16 protein-coding genes are annotated in these 15,339 nt (G+C 61.0%); 11 read left to right on the top strand and 5 right to left on the bottom strand.

Annotated elements, in window-relative coordinates; genetic code table 11:
• The first annotated feature begins 138 nt into the window (after positions 1-138).
• Both ygfZ and L6D63_RS25505 read left to right on the top strand, forming a co-directional pair.
• Positions 139-1,080: a CAF17-like 4Fe-4S cluster assembly/insertion protein YgfZ gene (gene ygfZ / locus L6D63_RS25510; protein WP_047292282.1), complete on the top strand. Its 942-nt coding sequence runs from the start codon at positions 139-141 to the stop codon at positions 1,078-1,080.
• A gap of 35 nt (positions 1,081-1,115) precedes the next feature.
• Complete coding sequence (locus L6D63_RS25505; protein WP_086792023.1) at positions 1,116-1,937, top strand: HDOD domain-containing protein; 822 nt, start codon at positions 1,116-1,118, stop codon at positions 1,935-1,937.
• A 151-nt stretch (positions 1,938-2,088) separates the two neighbouring features.
• Here L6D63_RS25505 and L6D63_RS25500 read toward each other — a convergent pair whose 3' ends face one another.
• Both L6D63_RS25500 and L6D63_RS25495 read right to left on the bottom strand, forming a co-directional pair.
• Positions 2,089-3,474: a sensor histidine kinase gene (locus L6D63_RS25500; protein WP_095667295.1), complete on the bottom strand. Its 1,386-nt coding sequence runs from the start codon at positions 3,472-3,474 to the stop codon at positions 2,089-2,091.
• The gene (locus tag L6D63_RS25495; protein ID WP_041070394.1) at positions 3,467-4,138 is read right to left on the bottom strand and encodes a response regulator; all 672 of its coding nucleotides are present in this window, start codon (positions 4,136-4,138) and stop codon (positions 3,467-3,469) included. The genes L6D63_RS25500 and L6D63_RS25495 overlap by 8 nt, the downstream gene beginning before the upstream one ends.
• Before the next feature lie 237 nt (positions 4,139-4,375).
• Between L6D63_RS25495 and L6D63_RS25490 the strand changes: the two genes are divergently transcribed.
• The 5 genes from L6D63_RS25490 (at position 4,376) to L6D63_RS25470 (ending at position 9,800) form a co-directional block, all read left to right on the top strand.
• On the top strand, positions 4,376-5,668 hold the full coding sequence (locus L6D63_RS25490; protein ID WP_121184187.1) for an OprD family porin: 1,293 nt from the start codon (positions 4,376-4,378) through the stop codon (positions 5,666-5,668).
• A gap of 94 nt (positions 5,669-5,762) precedes the next feature.
• The gene (locus L6D63_RS25485) at positions 5,763-6,740 is read left to right on the top strand and encodes a Bug family tripartite tricarboxylate transporter substrate binding protein (RefSeq protein ID WP_041070529.1); all 978 of its coding nucleotides are present in this window, start codon (positions 5,763-5,765) and stop codon (positions 6,738-6,740) included.
• 58 nt (positions 6,741-6,798) lie between these two features.
• Positions 6,799-7,257 (top strand): tripartite tricarboxylate transporter TctB family protein, encoded by a 459-nt coding sequence (locus L6D63_RS25480; protein WP_041070398.1) that lies wholly within the window; start codon positions 6,799-6,801, stop codon positions 7,255-7,257.
• Position 7,258: 1 nt separating this feature from the next.
• Positions 7,259-8,773 (top strand): tripartite tricarboxylate transporter permease, encoded by a 1,515-nt coding sequence (locus tag L6D63_RS25475; RefSeq protein WP_047292269.1) that lies wholly within the window; start codon positions 7,259-7,261, stop codon positions 8,771-8,773.
• Entirely contained in the window at positions 8,766-9,800 is a 1,035-nt protein-coding gene (locus tag L6D63_RS25470; RefSeq protein ID WP_131669942.1) for an AbrB family transcriptional regulator, read from the top strand. Before L6D63_RS25475 ends, L6D63_RS25470 begins: the two co-directional genes overlap by 8 nt.
• Positions 9,801-9,927: 127 nt before the next feature.
• Here L6D63_RS25470 and ung read toward each other — a convergent pair whose 3' ends face one another.
• Positions 9,928-10,620, bottom strand: coding sequence for a uracil-DNA glycosylase (gene ung / locus L6D63_RS25465; protein ID WP_097086750.1), 693 nt, complete (start codon positions 10,618-10,620; stop codon positions 9,928-9,930).
• Between the two features lie 132 nt (positions 10,621-10,752).
• On the opposite strand from ung, the gene L6D63_RS25460 reads away from it, so the two are divergent.
• On the top strand, positions 10,753-11,865 hold the full coding sequence (locus L6D63_RS25460; RefSeq protein ID WP_047292265.1) for an enoyl-CoA hydratase/isomerase family protein: 1,113 nt from the start codon (positions 10,753-10,755) through the stop codon (positions 11,863-11,865).
• Positions 11,866-11,932: 67 nt separating this feature from the next.
• Here L6D63_RS25460 and L6D63_RS25455 read toward each other — a convergent pair whose 3' ends face one another.
• Both L6D63_RS25455 and L6D63_RS25450 read right to left on the bottom strand, forming a co-directional pair.
• On the bottom strand, positions 11,933-12,331 hold the full coding sequence (locus L6D63_RS25455) for a hypothetical protein (RefSeq protein WP_007963255.1): 399 nt from the start codon (positions 12,329-12,331) through the stop codon (positions 11,933-11,935).
• A gap of 179 nt (positions 12,332-12,510) precedes the next feature.
• Complete coding sequence (locus tag L6D63_RS25450; RefSeq protein ID WP_131669941.1) at positions 12,511-12,774, bottom strand: hypothetical protein; 264 nt, start codon at positions 12,772-12,774, stop codon at positions 12,511-12,513.
• A 263-nt stretch (positions 12,775-13,037) separates the two neighbouring features.
• Here L6D63_RS25450 and L6D63_RS25445 point away from each other — a divergent pair, with 263 nt between their 5' ends.
• The 3 genes from L6D63_RS25445 (at position 13,038) to L6D63_RS25435 (ending at position 15,195) form a co-directional block, all read left to right on the top strand.
• A complete protein-coding gene (locus tag L6D63_RS25445) occupies positions 13,038-13,268 on the top strand; it encodes a cysteine-rich CWC family protein (RefSeq protein ID WP_047292254.1) in 231 nt (76 codons plus the stop codon).
• A gap of 33 nt (positions 13,269-13,301) precedes the next feature.
• Positions 13,302-13,994 (top strand): pseudouridine synthase, encoded by a 693-nt coding sequence (locus L6D63_RS25440; RefSeq protein ID WP_131669940.1) that lies wholly within the window; start codon positions 13,302-13,304, stop codon positions 13,992-13,994.
• A gap of 316 nt (positions 13,995-14,310) precedes the next feature.
• Positions 14,311-15,195: an alpha/beta fold hydrolase gene (locus L6D63_RS25435; protein WP_095667302.1), complete on the top strand. Its 885-nt coding sequence runs from the start codon at positions 14,311-14,313 to the stop codon at positions 15,193-15,195.
• Positions 15,196-15,339 lie beyond the last annotated feature (144 nt).

Genomic DNA, 15,339 nt, shown 5'->3' with positions numbered 1-15,339 from the left:
CAAATAGGCGCGCAGTATACAGCCCCGGCGCAGGTCGCACAGTCGGCTTTGGTCGGGCACCACCGATCCTTTATCAACTACCCATTTCAACAACGCGCCCTTATGATGTGGCCCAGACTTTTTACCCTGCGATGAACCATGGCCGATTCTGCTTTTTTCTGCACCCTGTCTCATGAAGGCGTACTCGCGGTTCGCGGCGCGGATGCCGGCAAATTCCTGCAAGGCCAGTTGACCTGCAACATTAATTACCTCAGCGACAGCCAGGCCAGCCTTGGCGCACGCTGCACGCAAAAAGGCCGGATGCAGTCGAGCTTCCGCATTCTGCTCGAAGGTGACGGTGTGCTGCTGGCGATGGCCAGCGAACTGCTGGAGCCGCAACTGGCAGATCTGAAAAAGTACGCCGTATTCTCCAAGTCCAAGTTGACCGACGAAAGCGCCGCCTGGGTGCGTTTTGGCCTGGAGCACGGCGACGCCGCATTGGCCAGCCTGGGGCTGGAACTGCCGCGCGAGACCGATGCCGTGGTGCGCAACGCAGGCCTGATCGCGATTCGCGTCTCGGCGGATCGCGCCGAGCTCTGGACACCGGCCGATCAAGCCAATGCCATCAAGGCCAAACTCGTCGCCGCCCTGCCGGAAGGCGAGTTGAACCAATGGCTGCTGGGGCAGATTCGCGCCGGTATCGGTCAGGTCATGCCGTCCACCCGCGAGTTGTTCATCCCGCAGATGCTCAACCTGCAGGCCGTCGGCGGCGTGAGTTTCAAGAAAGGTTGCTACACCGGACAGGAAATCGTCGCGCGCATGCAGTACCTGGGCAAGCTCAAGCGTCGCCTCTATCGCGTGCGACTGGACGCGAGCGAACTGCCTGAGCCGGGTACCCCGCTGTTCGCCCCAAGCCACAGCAGCGCCATCGGCGAAGTGGTGATTGCCGCCCGCGCCGCAGAAAAGATTGAACTGCTGGCGGTGTTGCAGGCCGAAGCTGCCGAAGCGGGTGATCTGCACCTGGGTGCCCTCGAAGGCCCAGCGCTGCATTTGCTCGACCTGCCCTACGAACTGGATCGCGACCGCGAAATCCAGCGCTGATCGCAGCTTTTGTTGCAACACCCTAGAGAATCTACATGAGCGAGCTGGCGGATAAGGTCCAACAGGATTTGGTTGAGGCCATCGATAACGATGACCTGGTTCTGCCAACGTTACCGGAAGTGGCCCTGCAAATTCGCAAGGCCGCCGAAGATCCGGAGATCAGCGTCAGCGATCTGAGCAAAGTCATTGGCCGCGACACGGCACTGTCGGCGCGCCTGATCAAAGTGGTCAACAGCCCGTTGCTGCGTGCGACCCAGGAAGTCACCGACCTGCACACCGCGATCACCCGGCTGGGGGTGAACTACAGCAGCAACCTGGCGATCGGGCTGGTGATGGAACAGATCTTCCACGCCCGCTCCGACGTGGTCGAACAGAAGATGCGCGAAGTCTGGCGCAAGAGCCTGGAAATCGCCGGCGTCAGCTACGCCCTGTGCCGCCGCCACACCCAACTCAAACCTGATCAGGCAGCGCTGGGCGGACTGGTGCATCAGATCGGCGTGCTGCCGATCCTGACTTACGCCGAAGATCACTACGAACTGCTGTCGGATCCGGTCAGCCTCAATCATGTGATCGACCACATTCACCCGCTGCTGGGCGACAAGCTGTTGCGGGTCTGGGAATTTCCCGAGCAATTGGTGGAGCTGCCTGGGCTGTATCTGGATTTCAAGCGCGACTCGGCACAGATCGATTACGTCGATCTGGTGCAGGTGGCGAGCCTGTATTGCCACAAGGACAGCGATCATCCGATTTCACGGATTGACCCACTCAGTGTGCCGGCATTCAGAAAGCTTGGGATCGATCCGGAGAACAAGCAATTGTGTGCAGATCTGGAAGAGTCGCGGACGATGTTTTACTGACCTGTGGCGAGGGAGCTTGCTCCGCTAGGCTGCGAAGCAGCCCCAAAACCAGGCGGCCTCCCTTCATCAGGCAAACCTTGCACTCAGAGATCACGACTGCTGCGCAGCCGAGCGGGAGCAAGCGCCCTCGCCACAAAAGCCATCTCGGCTGCTATCCGGCAATAAAACTCACCCGAACCTTCAAACCGGACTGCTCGCCATCATGCAAGGTGATCTGCGCCAGATGCGCCCGGCAGATCTCTCCGACAATCGCCAGCCCCAACCCTGAACCCGCCACCTGTTGATTGCGCCGGTAGAAGCGTTCAAACACCCGGTCACGCTCCTCCAGCGGAATCCCCGGCCCGTCATCTTCAACCTCAAGCACCGCCGGTGCCGCGACCCGCAGAATCACATTGCCGCCCGGTGGCGTATGCGCCAGGGCGTTGTCCACCAGATTGCTCAACAATTCATTGAGCAACGTCGGCTCGCCGCGCAGCCATACCGGTTCATCCGCCTCCAGCGCCAATGCGACGCCGCGCGCGTGGGCGAGAGGCGCCATGGCCATGCCCAGTTCGCGGGCCAACTGACTCAGATCCAATAATTGCGCGCCGCCCTCGGCAATCGCCCGGGCACCGTTTTCCACCCGTGCCAGCGACAGCAGTTGATTGGCCAGATGGGTCAGGCGGTCAGTGCTTTGCGCCGATGACTCCAGGGTCGTGCGCCAGGTTTCCGGCTCGCTGGAACGCAGCCCCAACTCCAGCCGTGCCTTCAATGCTGCCAGTGGCGTGCGTAGTTCGTGAGCGGCATCGGCGATGAACTGCGCCTGCCGCTCGAACTGCCCACGCAGACGCTCGGTGAAATGATTGAGCGCGCGCACCAGCGGCCACAATTCATGTTGCACCTCCACCAGCGGCAGCGGCCGCAAATCATCGGGCTGGCGCTCCTCCACCGCGGTGCGCAGACGTTCCAGCGGGCGCAGCGCAGCACTCACCGCGAACCACACCAGCAACAATGCGCCGATCGCGAGCATGCCCAGACGCAACAGCGTATCGGCCGCCAGACTGCGCGCCATGGCGACGCGCGCCTCATCGGTTTCGGCGACGCGGATTTCCGCCATGCCGTTCATGTTCGGTTCGGTGACCGCTTTGAGCAGGCTGACCACGCGCACGTTCTGCCCGCGATAGGTCGCGTTGTAGAAGCGCGCGAGCGCCGGGTAATCGTCGGTTCTTGGCGTACCGGGTGGCGGCCCGGGCAGGTTTTCGTAGCCGGAAATCAGCTTCTGGTGGATGTCGTTGACCTGGTAATAGATCCGCCCGGCACTGTCGTAGGCGAAAGTATCGAGGGCCACGTAGGGCACATCGGCGCTGAGCGTACCGTCGCGTTGCGAGAGGCCGGCGGCGATGGTTCGCGCCGAGGCCAGCAGGGTTCGGTCGTAAGCCGTGTCGGCAGCTTCGCGTCCGTTCCAGTACGCGCTCAAACCACTGGCGAGCATCAATACCACCAGCAACAACGCGAGGTTCCACAGCAACCGCCAGCGCAGGCTGCTGGGCTTATGCATCGCGGCTTTCCAGCAGGTAACCGAGGCCACGGAAAGTCACGATCGCCACAGGCTGGCCGTCGAGTTTCTTGCGCAAGCGATGCACGTAGATTTCGATGGCGTCGGGGCTGGCTTCTTCGTCGAGCCCGAACACCTGCGCGGCGAGTTGCTCCTTGCTCATCACCCGTCCCGGGCGGGCGATCAATGCTTCGAGCACAGCCTGTTCGCGAGAGGTCAGGGTCAGCAATTCTTCGCCGAGGCTGAAACGTCGGGTGTCGAGATCGTAGGCCAGCACGCCGCAACGCTGCTGGCGTTCGCCGCCGAGCACACTGCGTCGCAGCAGGGCTTTGACCCGCGCTTCGAGTTCGCTCAGTTCGAACGGTTTGGCGAGGTAATCGTCAGCGCCGAGATTCAAGCCGTGTACGCGGTCCTTCACATCGCTGCGCGCCGTCAGCATCAGCACCGGCAGGTTCTTGCCGCGTGCGCGCAGGCGCGCCAGCACCTCGAACCCGTCCATGCGCGGCAGGCCGACATCGAGGATCGCCATCGCGTATTCCTCGCTGCCCAGCGCCAGGTCGGCGGCCACGCCATCGTGCAGCACGTCCACGGTCAGACCGGTGCTCTTGAGCGCCTGGGCGACGCTTTCGGCCAGCTGCAAATGGTCTTCGACGAGCAGAACACGCATGGATCCTTACCTCATTCAGGGATGGCCGACGCCATTCTTTGCCGCGGAGTTTACAGCCGCAACCGCCACTGTGAAGCCCGAAAACCGCGAAATCCAGCTGAAAGGTTAGCGAAAGGTTAGGCCGTTAGAGTCCGGTCACGGACAGTTTCGACTGCCGTCGCTGCTGCCACACAGCGCTACGAAAAACGCCACGAAGCGTTTTCGACCAATAAGAACAATAAACGGAGTACACCGCGCATGCCGTCCTTGCAGACCAAGGCTTTCACGCCCGCTCGCCCTTTGCGTTTCAGCCACACCGCCCTCGCCAGTGCCGCCGCCCTCGCCGGTTTTTCACCGCTGAGCTACGCCGACTTCATCAAAGACAGTTCCGCCACCTTCGAAACCCGCAACATGTACTTCAACCGTGACTTTCGCGACGGCACCAGCGCCCAGCAAAGCAAGCGGGATGAATGGGCCCAGGGTTTCATGCTCAACCTGCAATCGGGTTACACCGACGGCACCGTGGGGTTCGGTGTCGATGCGCTGGGCATGTTGGGGGTCAAACTTGATTCGAGCCCGGATCGCACCGGCACCGGCCTGTTGCCGACCCACGATGACGGGCGCGCCGCGGACGAATATTCCAAGGTCGGCCTGACCGGCAAAGTTAAAATCTCCGCCACCGAACTGAAAATCGGCAGCCTGATGCCTGAATTGCCGATCCTCAAACCGAACGACGGGCGCATCCTGCCGCAGACCTTCGAGGGCGGTTTGCTGACCTCCAAAGAGATCAAGAACCTGACCTTCACCGGCGGGCGTCTGGAGAAAGCCAAGGATCGCGACAGCACCGATTTCGAGGACATTGCCCTCAACAACAAGAACAGCCGTTTCGCTGGAACCGTGGCCGGCAAGCATTTCGATTTTGCCGGCGTGGACTACAAGTTCACCGACAAGATCACCGGCAGTTACCACTTCGCCCAACTCGACGAAGTCTACAACCAGCATTTCTTCGGCCTGGTCGCCTCGCGGCCGATGGGCCCGGGCACATTCGCCACCGACCTGCGTTTTGCGGTCAGTGACGATCAGGGCGCGGCCCGTGGTGGCGAGATCGACAACCGCTCGCTCAATGGCCTGGTCAGCTATGCCCTGAGCGGCCACAAATTCACCGCCGGTTATCAGCACATGTCCGGCGACAGCGCCTTCCCGTATGTCGATGGCAGCGACCCGTATCTGGTCAACTTCGTGCAGATCAACGACTTCGCCGGCGCCGAAGAACGCTCCTGGCAGGCGCGTTACGACTTCGACTTTGCGCGCCTCGGCATCCCCGGCCTGTCGTTCATGAGTCGTTACCTGAGCGGTGACAACATCAAGCTCAAGAACGGCGATGAAGGCAAAGAGTGGGAGCGCAACACCGAGATCAAATATGTAGTACAAAGCGGCGCCTTGAAGGACGTTGCCGTCCGCCTGCGTAATGCCACCTACCGTTCCAACTACTCCGCTCGCGATGCCGATGAAGTGCGTCTGCTGGTGAGCTATAGCGTTGCCCTTTGGTAATTGATTGAAATGCTGCGGGTTGGAAGATCAAAAGATCGCAGCCTGCGGCAGCTCCTGCAAAAAGCCCTACAACAAGAAGACCGTGGAGAAACCAATGAACTTATCACTGCGTAAAGTTGCTCTGGCCGCTGGCGTCATGCTGTTCGCCGGCCAACTGATGGCCGAACCGAAGCGCCCGGAATGCATCGCCCCGGCCTCCCCCGGCGGCGGTTTCGACCTGACCTGCAAACTGGCGCAGAGCGCGCTGGTCAATGAAAAACTGCTGACCAAGCCGATGCGTGTGACCTACATGCCCGGCGGTGTCGGCGCGGTGGCGTACAACGCGGTCGTCGCTCAGCGTCCGGCCGATGCGGGCACGCTGGTGGCGTGGTCCAGCGGTTCGCTGCTGAACCTGGCGCAAGGCAAGTTCGGCCGTTTCGATGAAACCAATGTGCGCTGGCTCGCAGCCGTCGGCACCAGCTACGGCGCCATCGCGGTGAAAAGCGATTCGCCCTACAAGACCCTCGACGATCTCGTCAAAGCCTTGAAGAAAGATCCGAGCTCGGTGGTCATCGGCTCCGGCGGCACCGTCGGCAGCCAGGACTGGATGCAAACCGCTCTGATCGCCAAGGCTGCCGGGATCAACCCGCGTGACCTGCGTTACGTCGCCCTCGAAGGTGGCGGCGAAATTGCCACCGCGCTGCTTGGCGGGCACATCCAGGTCGGCAGCACCGACATTTCCGACTCCATGCCGCACATCCAGAGCGGTGACATGCGCCTGTTGGCAGTATTTGCCGACAAACGCCTCGACGAGCCGGAAATGAAAGACATCCCGACCGCCCGCGAGCAGGGTTACGACATCGTCTGGCCAGTGGTTCGCGGTTTCTACCTCGGGCCAAAAGTCAGCGACGAAGACTACGCCTGGTGGAAAGACGCCTTCGACAAACTGCTGGCCTCGGACGACTTCGCCAAGCTGCGCGATCAGCGTGAACTGTTCCCGTTCGCCATGACCGGCCCGGAGCTGGACACCTACGTGAAGAAGCAGGTGGCGGACTACAAGGTGCTGGCCAAAGAGTTCGGCCTGATTCAGTGATCGTCTCTGTCTAGCGGCTGCGGCCTCGCGCATCGAGGCCTCGGCACAGGAGTTTCCCATGCTCTTACAACGCATTTTCGCCTCGGTGCTATTGCTGGCCTGCGTCGGCCTGGCGCTGATGGCGTGGCCGTATCAAGCGGCTTTTTCTTATGAACCGGTCGGCCCGCGTGCCTTTCCCCTGCTGATGCTCGGCCTGATGGGCCTGGCGCTGCTGTACATGGTGTTCCGCCCGGCCCCCATCAAACACAGCGCGGACGAACCGCCGCTGGATCGCGAAACCCTGATCAAGATCGGCATCTGCGTCGTTCTGCTGTTGGTGTTCGCCGGCACATTTGAATCGCTGGGTTTCATCATCGCCAGCGTCATCACCGGCATCCCGATGGCACGCCTGTACGGCGGTCGCTGGTTGCCGAGCGTGGCGATCATCAGCCTGATGGCCATCGGTCTTTACCTGCTGTTCGACCGTTTGATGGACGTTCCGCTGCCCCTTGGCCTGCTCAGCGTTCTGGAGAACTGATATGGATACTCTTGGCTATTTGGGTCAGGGTTTTGGCGTTGCGCTGAGCCCCTACAACCTGGTGACCGCGCTGTGCGGCACACTGATCGGCACTGTTGTCGGCCTGTTGCCGGGCCTGGGTCCGATCAACGGTGTGGCACTGCTGATCCCGATCGCATTCGCCCTTGGCCTGCCGCCGGAGTCGGCGCTGATTCTGTTGGCGGCGGTGTATCTGGGCTGCGAATACGGCGGGCGGATCAGCTCGATCCTGCTGAACATTCCAGGCGAAGCCTCCACCGTGATGACCACCCTCGACGGTTACCCGATGGCCCGCAAAGGTCTGGCCGGTGTGGCGCTGTCGTTGTCGGCATGGAGTTCGTTCATCGGTGCATTCATTGCCACCTGCGGCATGGTGCTGTTCGCCCCGCTGCTGGCGAAATGGGCGATTGCTTTCGGCCCGGCGGAATACTTCGTACTGATGGTGTTCGCGATTGTCTGCCTTGGCGGCATGGCCGGTGATCGTCCGCTGAAGACGTTTATCGCGGCGCTGATCGGCCTGTTCCTGTCAACCGTCGGCATCGACGCCAACAGCGGCGTGTACCGTTTCACTGGCGACAACATTCACCTGACCGACGGCATTCAGTTCGTGGTGCTGGTGCTGGGCCTGTTTTCCATCAGCGAAATTCTCCTGCTGCTGGAAAAAACCCACCACGGCCAGGAAGCGGTGAAAGCCACCGGCCGGATGATGTTCAACTTCAAGGAAGCGGCTTCGGTATTCGTGGTCAACGTCCGCTGCGGCGTGCTGGGTTTCATCATGGGCGTGTTGCCCGGTGCCGGCGCGACCCTCGCCAGTGCCGTGGCCTACATGACCGAGAAACGCATCGCCGGCGCCAGCGGCAAGTTCGGTGAGGGTGATGCCCGTGGCCTCGCCGCGCCGGAAACCGCCATTGGCGGTGCCGCCTGCGGTGCACTGGTGCCGATGCTGACCCTCGGCGTTCCCGGTTCGGGCACCACGGCGGTGATGATCGGCGCCCTGTCGCTGTACAACATCACTCCGGGGCCGCTGCTGTTCCAACAGCAACCGGACATCGTCTGGGGCCTGATCGCTTCGTTGTTCATCGCCAACGTCATGCTGGTGATCCTCAACATCCCGATGATCCGCATCTTCACCCGCATCCTCGCCGTGCCGAACTGGGCGTTGGTGCCCGTCATCGCCATCATTACCGGGATTGGCGTGTATGCGGTGCATGCCACCACGTTCGACCTGTTTCTGATGATCGGTATCGGCATCTTCGGCTACATCCTGCGCAAGCTGGACTTCCCGCTGTCGCCGCTGTTGCTGGGCTTCATCCTTGGCGAACTGATGGAGCAGAACCTGCGTCGCGCCCTGTCGATCTCCAACGGTGCGCTGGAAATCCTCTGGTCGAGCCCGATCACGCTCGGCGTCTGGGTACTGACTGGGATCATGCTGCTGATGCCGATCATCCGCATCTGGCGCAAACGTGCGGCAGCGCAACGCACCATCGCCGATGTCTGATCGTTCGTCCCTCAGAAGCTGGTGGGCTACCCCGCTGGTCGGTCTGCTTGGCGGTTTTATCGCCAGCCAGATCGGCTGGCCGCTACCGTGGATGGTCGGCTCGTTGCTGGCGATCATCCTGGTGCGCTGCCTGACCCCGTGGCAACTTACGGAAATCCCCGGCGGGCGCAAATGCGGGCAATGGATTGTCGGCATCGGCATCGGCCTGCACTTCACCCCGCTGGTGATGGAGCAGGTACTCAGTCACTTCGGTCTGATTTTCTTCGGTGCACTGGTTACCAGCCTCTCGGCGGTGGTCGGCGTGTGGCTGATGCGCCGCACCGGCGAAGATCGCGCCACGGCGTTTTTCTCGAGCATGCCCGGCGGCTCCGGGGAGATGGTCAATCTCGGCGCGCGCAACGGTGCGCTGCTCAGCCATGTCGCGGCCGGGCAGAGTCTGCGGGTGCTGGTGGTGGTGCTGTGCGTGCCGGCCGCGTTCAAGTATCTGCTGGGCGACGGCACGCCAATTTCCCACACCGGCAACGTCGATTGGCGTTGGCTGGCGATTCTGTTTCCCACAGGCGCCCTGCTCGCCTGGCTCTGGCAGCGTTTGCGTCAACCCAATCCGTGGCTGTTCGGCCCGTTGCTGGTCAGCGCCACGGTGAGCATTACCTGGGATTTGCACATTGGCCTGCCGGACGGAGGCAGCCAGATCGGCCAGTGGCTGATCGGCAGCGGACTGGGCTGTCACTTCAATCGACAGTTCTTCCGGCGCGCGCCGTCATTCATGGGGCGTACGTTGATCGGCACGGCGTTGACCATGTTGATCGCCACCCTGGCGGCACTGGGCTTGAGTGCACTGACCCATCTGGATCTGCGTTCGCTGACGTTGGGCATGATGCCCGGCGGCATTGCCGAAATGAGTCTGACGGCGGAAACCCTGCAACTGTCGGTGCCGCTGGTGACGGCGATGCAAGTGATGCGGCTGTTGTTTGTGCTGTTTCTGGCGGAGCCGTTGTTCAAGTATTGGAATCGTAATCCCGAATAATACCGCGCCGCCCTTTTCGCGAGCAGGCTCGCTCCCACAGGGTTTTGAGGTGTTCACACAATCTGTGGCAACCACAGGAACCTGTGGGAGCGAGCCTGCTCGCGAAGGGGCCCGCCCATTCAACCCATCAAATCGGCGGCAACCGCCACTCGATCGGCGCTTCGCCATTCTGCTCAAGAAACTTGTTGGTCCGGCTGAAATGCCCGCAGCCCAGGAAGCCACGATATGCCGACAACGGCGACGGGTGCACCGAGGTCAGCACCAGGTGCTTGGTCGCATCAATCAGCTTCTGTTTGCTCTGCGCATGCGCGCCCCACAGCATGAACACCAGATGCGGCTGGCGTTCGCTGACCACCTCAATGATCCGGTCGGTGAAGAACTGCCAGCCTTTGTCCTTGTGCGCGTTGGCATTGGCGCGCTCGACGGTCATGGTGGTGTTGAGCATCAACACGCCCTGATCGGCCCAGCTCTGCAGGTAGCCATGATTAGGGATGTCGATGTTCAGGTCGCGCTTCAACTCCTTGTAGATGTTGACCAGCGATGGCGGCGCCGGCACGCCCGGCTGCACCGAGAAGCACAAGCCATGGGCCTGGCCCGGGCCGTGGTACGGGTCCTGGCCGAGGATCACCACTTTGACCTTATCCAGCGGCGTCGAATTCAGCGCGTTGAAAATCAGCGGCCCCGGCGGATAGATCTCCTTGCCGGCCGCCCGCTCCTGCTGCAGAAAATTGCGCAACTCTGCCATGTAAGGCTGGTCGAATTCAGCACGCAGTGCCTCCTTCCAGCTCGGTTCGAGTTTGATACGGTCGTCAGCAGTCATGGTCATACCCGGCAAAAACAATGGGGCGAACCCTAGGAAAGCCGACCACGCTTGTCAATTGATCTGACACAGATCCGGCACTTTCCCGCACAGCGATCATACTGATCGTTCAAATTCCCGATCGAGGTCACGATGAATCTGCACTTCGAAGAACTCACCGGCACTGACGGCGCCCGCCTCGGTATCGCCAGCCTGGATGCTGAAAAGTCGCTCAACGCGCTGTCCTTGCCGATGATCAACGCCCTGAGCGACAAGCTGAACGCCTGGGCCAAGGATCCGCAAATTGTCTGCGTGCTGCTGCGCGGCAACGGCGCCAAGGCATTCTGCGCCGGCGGCGAAGTGCGCAGCCTGGTGGAAGCCTGCCGCGCTCATCCCGGCGAAGTCCCGCCATTGGCCGCGCAGTTTTTCGCTGCCGAATATCGCCTGGACTACAGCCTGCACACCTACCCCAAACCGCTGATCTGCTGGGGCCACGGTTACGTGCTCGGCGGCGGCATGGGCCTGCTGCAAGGCGCCAGCACGCGGATCGTTACGCCGAGCAGTCGCCTGGCGATGCCGGAGATCACCATCGGTCTGTATCCGGACGTCGGGGCCAGTTGGTTTCTCTCCCGGTTGCCGGGCAAGCTCGGCTTGTTCCTCGGTCTGACCGGTGCGCACATGAACGGGCGTGATGCGATCGATCTGGATCTGGCCGACCGCTTTCTGCTTGAAGAGCAGCAACCGCAACTGATCGAAGGCCTGCTGCAACTCAACTGGCAGGAACAGACCGACATGCAACTCAACAGTCTGCTCAAGGCCCTGCAACAGGAAGCCGTCGAGCAGATGCCCGAAGCGCAGTGGTTGCCGCGCCGCGAGCAGATCGACGAACTGCTCGACGTCAGCAACGTCATCTGCGCCTGGAAAACCATCAGCCTGCAACGCGACAGCAACGACCCGCTGATCGCCCGCGCCGCGAAAACCCTGAGCGAAGGCTCGCCGCTGACCGCACATCTGGTCTGGGAACAGATCCTCCGCGCCCGCTACCTGTCACTGGCTGAAGTCTTTCAGATGGAATACACCCTGAGCCTCAATTGCTGCCGGCATCCGGAGTTCAGCGAAGGGGTGCGGGCGCGATTGATCGACAAGGATCAGAAACCGCACTGGCATTGGCCGGATATCAACAATGTGCCGGAGGCGGTGGTCGAGGCGCATTTTCACAAGGTGTGGGAAGGTCGGCATCCGTTGGCGGATTTGACGGTTTACTGACGGCCCGGCAAATCGCAGGCAGAAAAAAAGCGGCGCTCAATGCGCCGCTTTTTTTGTTTGCGGATGATTACCAGCGACCGCCTCGCCCGCCGTGGTCACCGCGGTTACCGTGATGATCACGGCCACCACGGTCCCGATCCCAACCCCCACCGCGGTGACCGTCCCAGCGCCCGCGATCGTTGTCGTGCCAGCGACGACTTTCGTAGTAGCGCGGCGCTGGTTGGTAGTAGCGCGGCGCCGAGTAGTAACGTGGCGCTGGCTGGTAGTAACGCGGGGCCGCCTGGTAATAGCGAGGGGCCGAATAGTAGGTACTGCCACCGCTGTAATACGTGCCGCCAGTGTTGTAGTACGCGGGAGCGGGTGACGTGTAGACCTCCGAGCTGTAGTAACTGTCTGCGTAGGAGTAAGGAGCGCAACCGGCAACGGAAAACATCATCGCAGCAAGTAGAAGAATTCGTCGATACATGGCGGCCTCCTGGACCGCGGGTAGCCGCACCAGCGACGCTGGCAGGCATCAGTCGTTTATTCGGTGACTGACGCAATATCTGACAGCGTTTTCCGAATCTGGTGCGCTTTCGTAACAAGTTGAAACATGTGATTGATGAAATCCTGTTCATTTGGAAAACGCTTTCATTCAGCCACCGATCAGTGGTGCCCACCGTGATAGTCGCCGCCGTGGTAACCGCGTCCATAACCACCGCGATAGCCGTAGCCGCCGTAGTAATAATGAGCACCGCCGTAGTAACGCGGGCCGTAATATCCGCCGTAGTAATACGGCGAATAATAGCCGGGGTAGTAGTAAGTGGCGGGATAAGTGTCGTAAGGCCCGGCGTAGTAATAACAACCGGACAGACCCAGGCCGAGCACCGCTCCCAGCAGCACCCGGCGCAACAGTTTTGAAGTACCCATGACGGCCTCCTGAAAGACCAGCGGCCGCAGCAAGACAGCGCAGCCGACACAGTTTTGACTGTCAGGTCCGGGGCAAGTGCCGGGCGTGGAAAGGCTTCAGATCAGCGGCGTCAGTCACACTGAAAATCCTCTGTGGTAGCAGGCTTGCACCCACAGCTGGCCTTCGAGCTTGCACAGGCTACCGTCCCGGGCCGATCATGCAATGTAACGGGCCAAGCAAACCGGCCGTAACCGCACCTGCGTGGAAATGCCTCATCCGACTTATGCCTGATTCCGACACCAAACCCGACCTCTGCCCGGCCTGCGGCGCGCGCAACGATTGCACCCTGGCCGACCCGCGCACCGCCGACCGCGCCTGCTGGTGCTACGGCGTATCCATCGATCCGGCAGTCCTTGAAGCGCTGCCGCCGGAGCTGCGTGACAAGTCCTGCCTGTGCCCGCGTTGCGCCCAGGTCGAGGCGCAACTGCAAGCGGCCAAGCCGTCGATCCCGTAAGATGCGTGCCCCGCTACCTGCCGATTTCTGACCATGCGCGTCGACCGTTTCCTCAGTAACCTGCCCCGCTTCAACCGCAAGCAGGTTCGCCTGTTGCTGGTGGAAAAGCGCGTGCGCATTGACGGAAAAGTCGTCAGCGATCCCCACAGCGAAGTCCTGGAATTCAGCCGCGTCGAAGTCGACAACGAAGTGCTGCAAAGCGGTAAACCGGCGCGCTACTTCATGCTGCACAAACCGCCTGGCTGCGTCAGTGCGACCCGCGATCCGCAGCACCCGACCGTGCTCGATCTGATCCATGAACCGGACAAGGACGACCTGCATATCGCCGGGCGTCTGGACTTCAACACCACCGGGCTGATGCTGATCACCAACGATGGCAGCTGGTCACGGCGTCTGACCCAGCCACAGACCAAACTGCCAAAGGTCTATTACGTCGAGACCGAACAGGAAATCGGCCCGGGATATGCGATCAAGTTCGCCGAGGGGGTCTATTTCGCCTTCGAAGACTTGACCACCCAACCGGCGCAGCTGGAAGTGCTCGGCCCACGAGCTGCGCGGCTGAGCATCGTCGAAGGTCGCTACCATCAGGTGAAGCGCATGTTCGGTCACTTCAACAACAAAGTGCTGCGCCTGCACCGCGAATCCATGGGCCCGCTGGCGCTGGATCACGCGCTAAAACCGGGCGAATACCGCGCTTTGCGCACCGAAGAGATTCATTTGTTCTAAGCCGGCGACCGCTCAGCAGAAGTTGTCGAACAATTTACCAACGGCACTTGCGCGATCCCCATCCCACTGCTTGAATCAGGACGTCGGCCAAATTGTGACCGACGAGTCACAACATACATCCAAGAAACTTTTTGCCGGTCGTCAGCCCTCCGGGTTGCGCCTCAGCCGGCAGACTGCCCGCCAATAACAACACCCGTCGACCGCAGTCATGGATCGACATGGGCCAAGCAAATTCCAGGCGTATGCCTACCTGTCACAAAGCTCGTGCAATCTCTATTTGCGCGCATACCCGCTTGCTTGCCAGGAGTCTTATGACATGAGGCCAGAAATCGCTGTGCTGGATATACAGGGTCAGTATCGGGTTTACACGGAGTTCTATCGCGCAGACGCCGCAGAAAAGACCATCATCCTGGTCAACGGCTCGATGGCCACGACTGCGTCGTTTGCTCAAACCGTGAAAAATCTGCACCCGCAATTCAACGTGGTTTGCTATGACCAGCCCTACGCGGGCAGGTCGAAAATCCACAACCGTCACGAGAAACATCTGACCAAGGAAGTCGAAGGGCAGATCCTGCTGGAGCTGATCGATCATTTCGGTGCCGAACACGTGCTGTCGTTTTCCTGGGGCGGCGCCGCGACAATGGTCGCCCTCGCCCATCAGCCTCGGCGCATCGAAAAAGCCGTGATCAGCTCGTTCTCGCCAGTGATCAACGCACACATGCTTGATTACCTGGAGCGCGGTGTCGACTACCTCGGCCAGCGCGATGGTGATCGGGTCGGGCACCTGGTCAACAACACGATTGGCAAACACCTGCCGTCACTGTTCAAGCGCTTCAACTATCGCCACGTCAGCAGCCTGGCCGAGCACGAATACGGGCAGATGCACTTTCACATCAACGACGTGTTGCACAGTGATCGTCAGTGCTATCTGAACGCAGCGAAGAAAATCAACGTGCCGGTGCTGTTCCTCAACGGCGAATGGGATGAATACACCGCCGCCGAAGACGCCCGACTGTTCGGCAACCACGTGGCGTACAGCACCTTCACCACGCTGCAGGCCACCGGCCACTTCCTCGACATGGAACACAAAGCTGCGTGCCGCGATAGCCAGAACGCCCTGCTCGGCTTCCTGAAACCGTCACAGCAGACGAGCCGAACGCGTTATGCGTTCGTTCAGGATCACCATGCACTGGCCATTTGAAAAAGTGTCGTCGCGAGCGGGTCTGTGGGGCTGAAAAACCAGTATCGATGGCCCTGCAGATTTGCCCGCGAATGACCGTTTTCAATGCTGTAACGCGCTGCGAGGAAAAGAAAAACTTCAAATTCGCGCCCAACTCTGGTACAA

The organism is Pseudomonas parakoreensis, from assembly GCF_021602155.1.
Taxonomy (GTDB): Bacteria; Pseudomonadota; Gammaproteobacteria; order Pseudomonadales; family Pseudomonadaceae; genus Aquipseudomonas; species Aquipseudomonas parakoreensis.
This window is presented reverse-complemented; position numbering and strand designations above follow the sequence as displayed.

Coding starts and splice junctions, on each gene's coding strand:
- L6D63_RS25470 (WP_131669942.1), top strand. CDS start 8,766: ATGTCTGATCGTTCGTCCCTCAGAAGCTGGTGGGCTACCCCGCTGGTC.
- L6D63_RS25495 (WP_041070394.1), bottom strand. CDS start 4,138: ATGCGTGTTCTGCTCGTCGAAGACCATTTGCAGCTGGCCGAAAGCGTC.
- L6D63_RS25475 (WP_047292269.1), top strand. CDS start 7,259: ATGGATACTCTTGGCTATTTGGGTCAGGGTTTTGGCGTTGCGCTGAGC.
- ygfZ (WP_047292282.1), top strand. CDS start 139: ATGGCCGATTCTGCTTTTTTCTGCACCCTGTCTCATGAAGGCGTACTC.
- L6D63_RS25435 (WP_095667302.1), top strand. CDS start 14,311: ATGAGGCCAGAAATCGCTGTGCTGGATATACAGGGTCAGTATCGGGTT.
- L6D63_RS25460 (WP_047292265.1), top strand. CDS start 10,753: ATGAATCTGCACTTCGAAGAACTCACCGGCACTGACGGCGCCCGCCTC.
- L6D63_RS25480 (WP_041070398.1), top strand. CDS start 6,799: ATGCTCTTACAACGCATTTTCGCCTCGGTGCTATTGCTGGCCTGCGTC.
- L6D63_RS25490 (WP_121184187.1), top strand. CDS start 4,376: ATGCCGTCCTTGCAGACCAAGGCTTTCACGCCCGCTCGCCCTTTGCGT.
- L6D63_RS25440 (WP_131669940.1), top strand. CDS start 13,302: ATGCGCGTCGACCGTTTCCTCAGTAACCTGCCCCGCTTCAACCGCAAG.
- L6D63_RS25505 (WP_086792023.1), top strand. CDS start 1,116: ATGAGCGAGCTGGCGGATAAGGTCCAACAGGATTTGGTTGAGGCCATC.
- L6D63_RS25455 (WP_007963255.1), bottom strand. CDS start 12,331: ATGTATCGACGAATTCTTCTACTTGCTGCGATGATGTTTTCCGTTGCC.
- L6D63_RS25445 (WP_047292254.1), top strand. CDS start 13,038: ATGCCTGATTCCGACACCAAACCCGACCTCTGCCCGGCCTGCGGCGCG.
- L6D63_RS25500 (WP_095667295.1), bottom strand. CDS start 3,474: ATGCATAAGCCCAGCAGCCTGCGCTGGCGGTTGCTGTGGAACCTCGCG.
- L6D63_RS25485 (WP_041070529.1), top strand. CDS start 5,763: ATGAACTTATCACTGCGTAAAGTTGCTCTGGCCGCTGGCGTCATGCTG.
- L6D63_RS25450 (WP_131669941.1), bottom strand. CDS start 12,774: ATGGGTACTTCAAAACTGTTGCGCCGGGTGCTGCTGGGAGCGGTGCTC.
- ung (WP_097086750.1), bottom strand. CDS start 10,620: ATGACTGCTGACGACCGTATCAAACTCGAACCGAGCTGGAAGGAGGCA.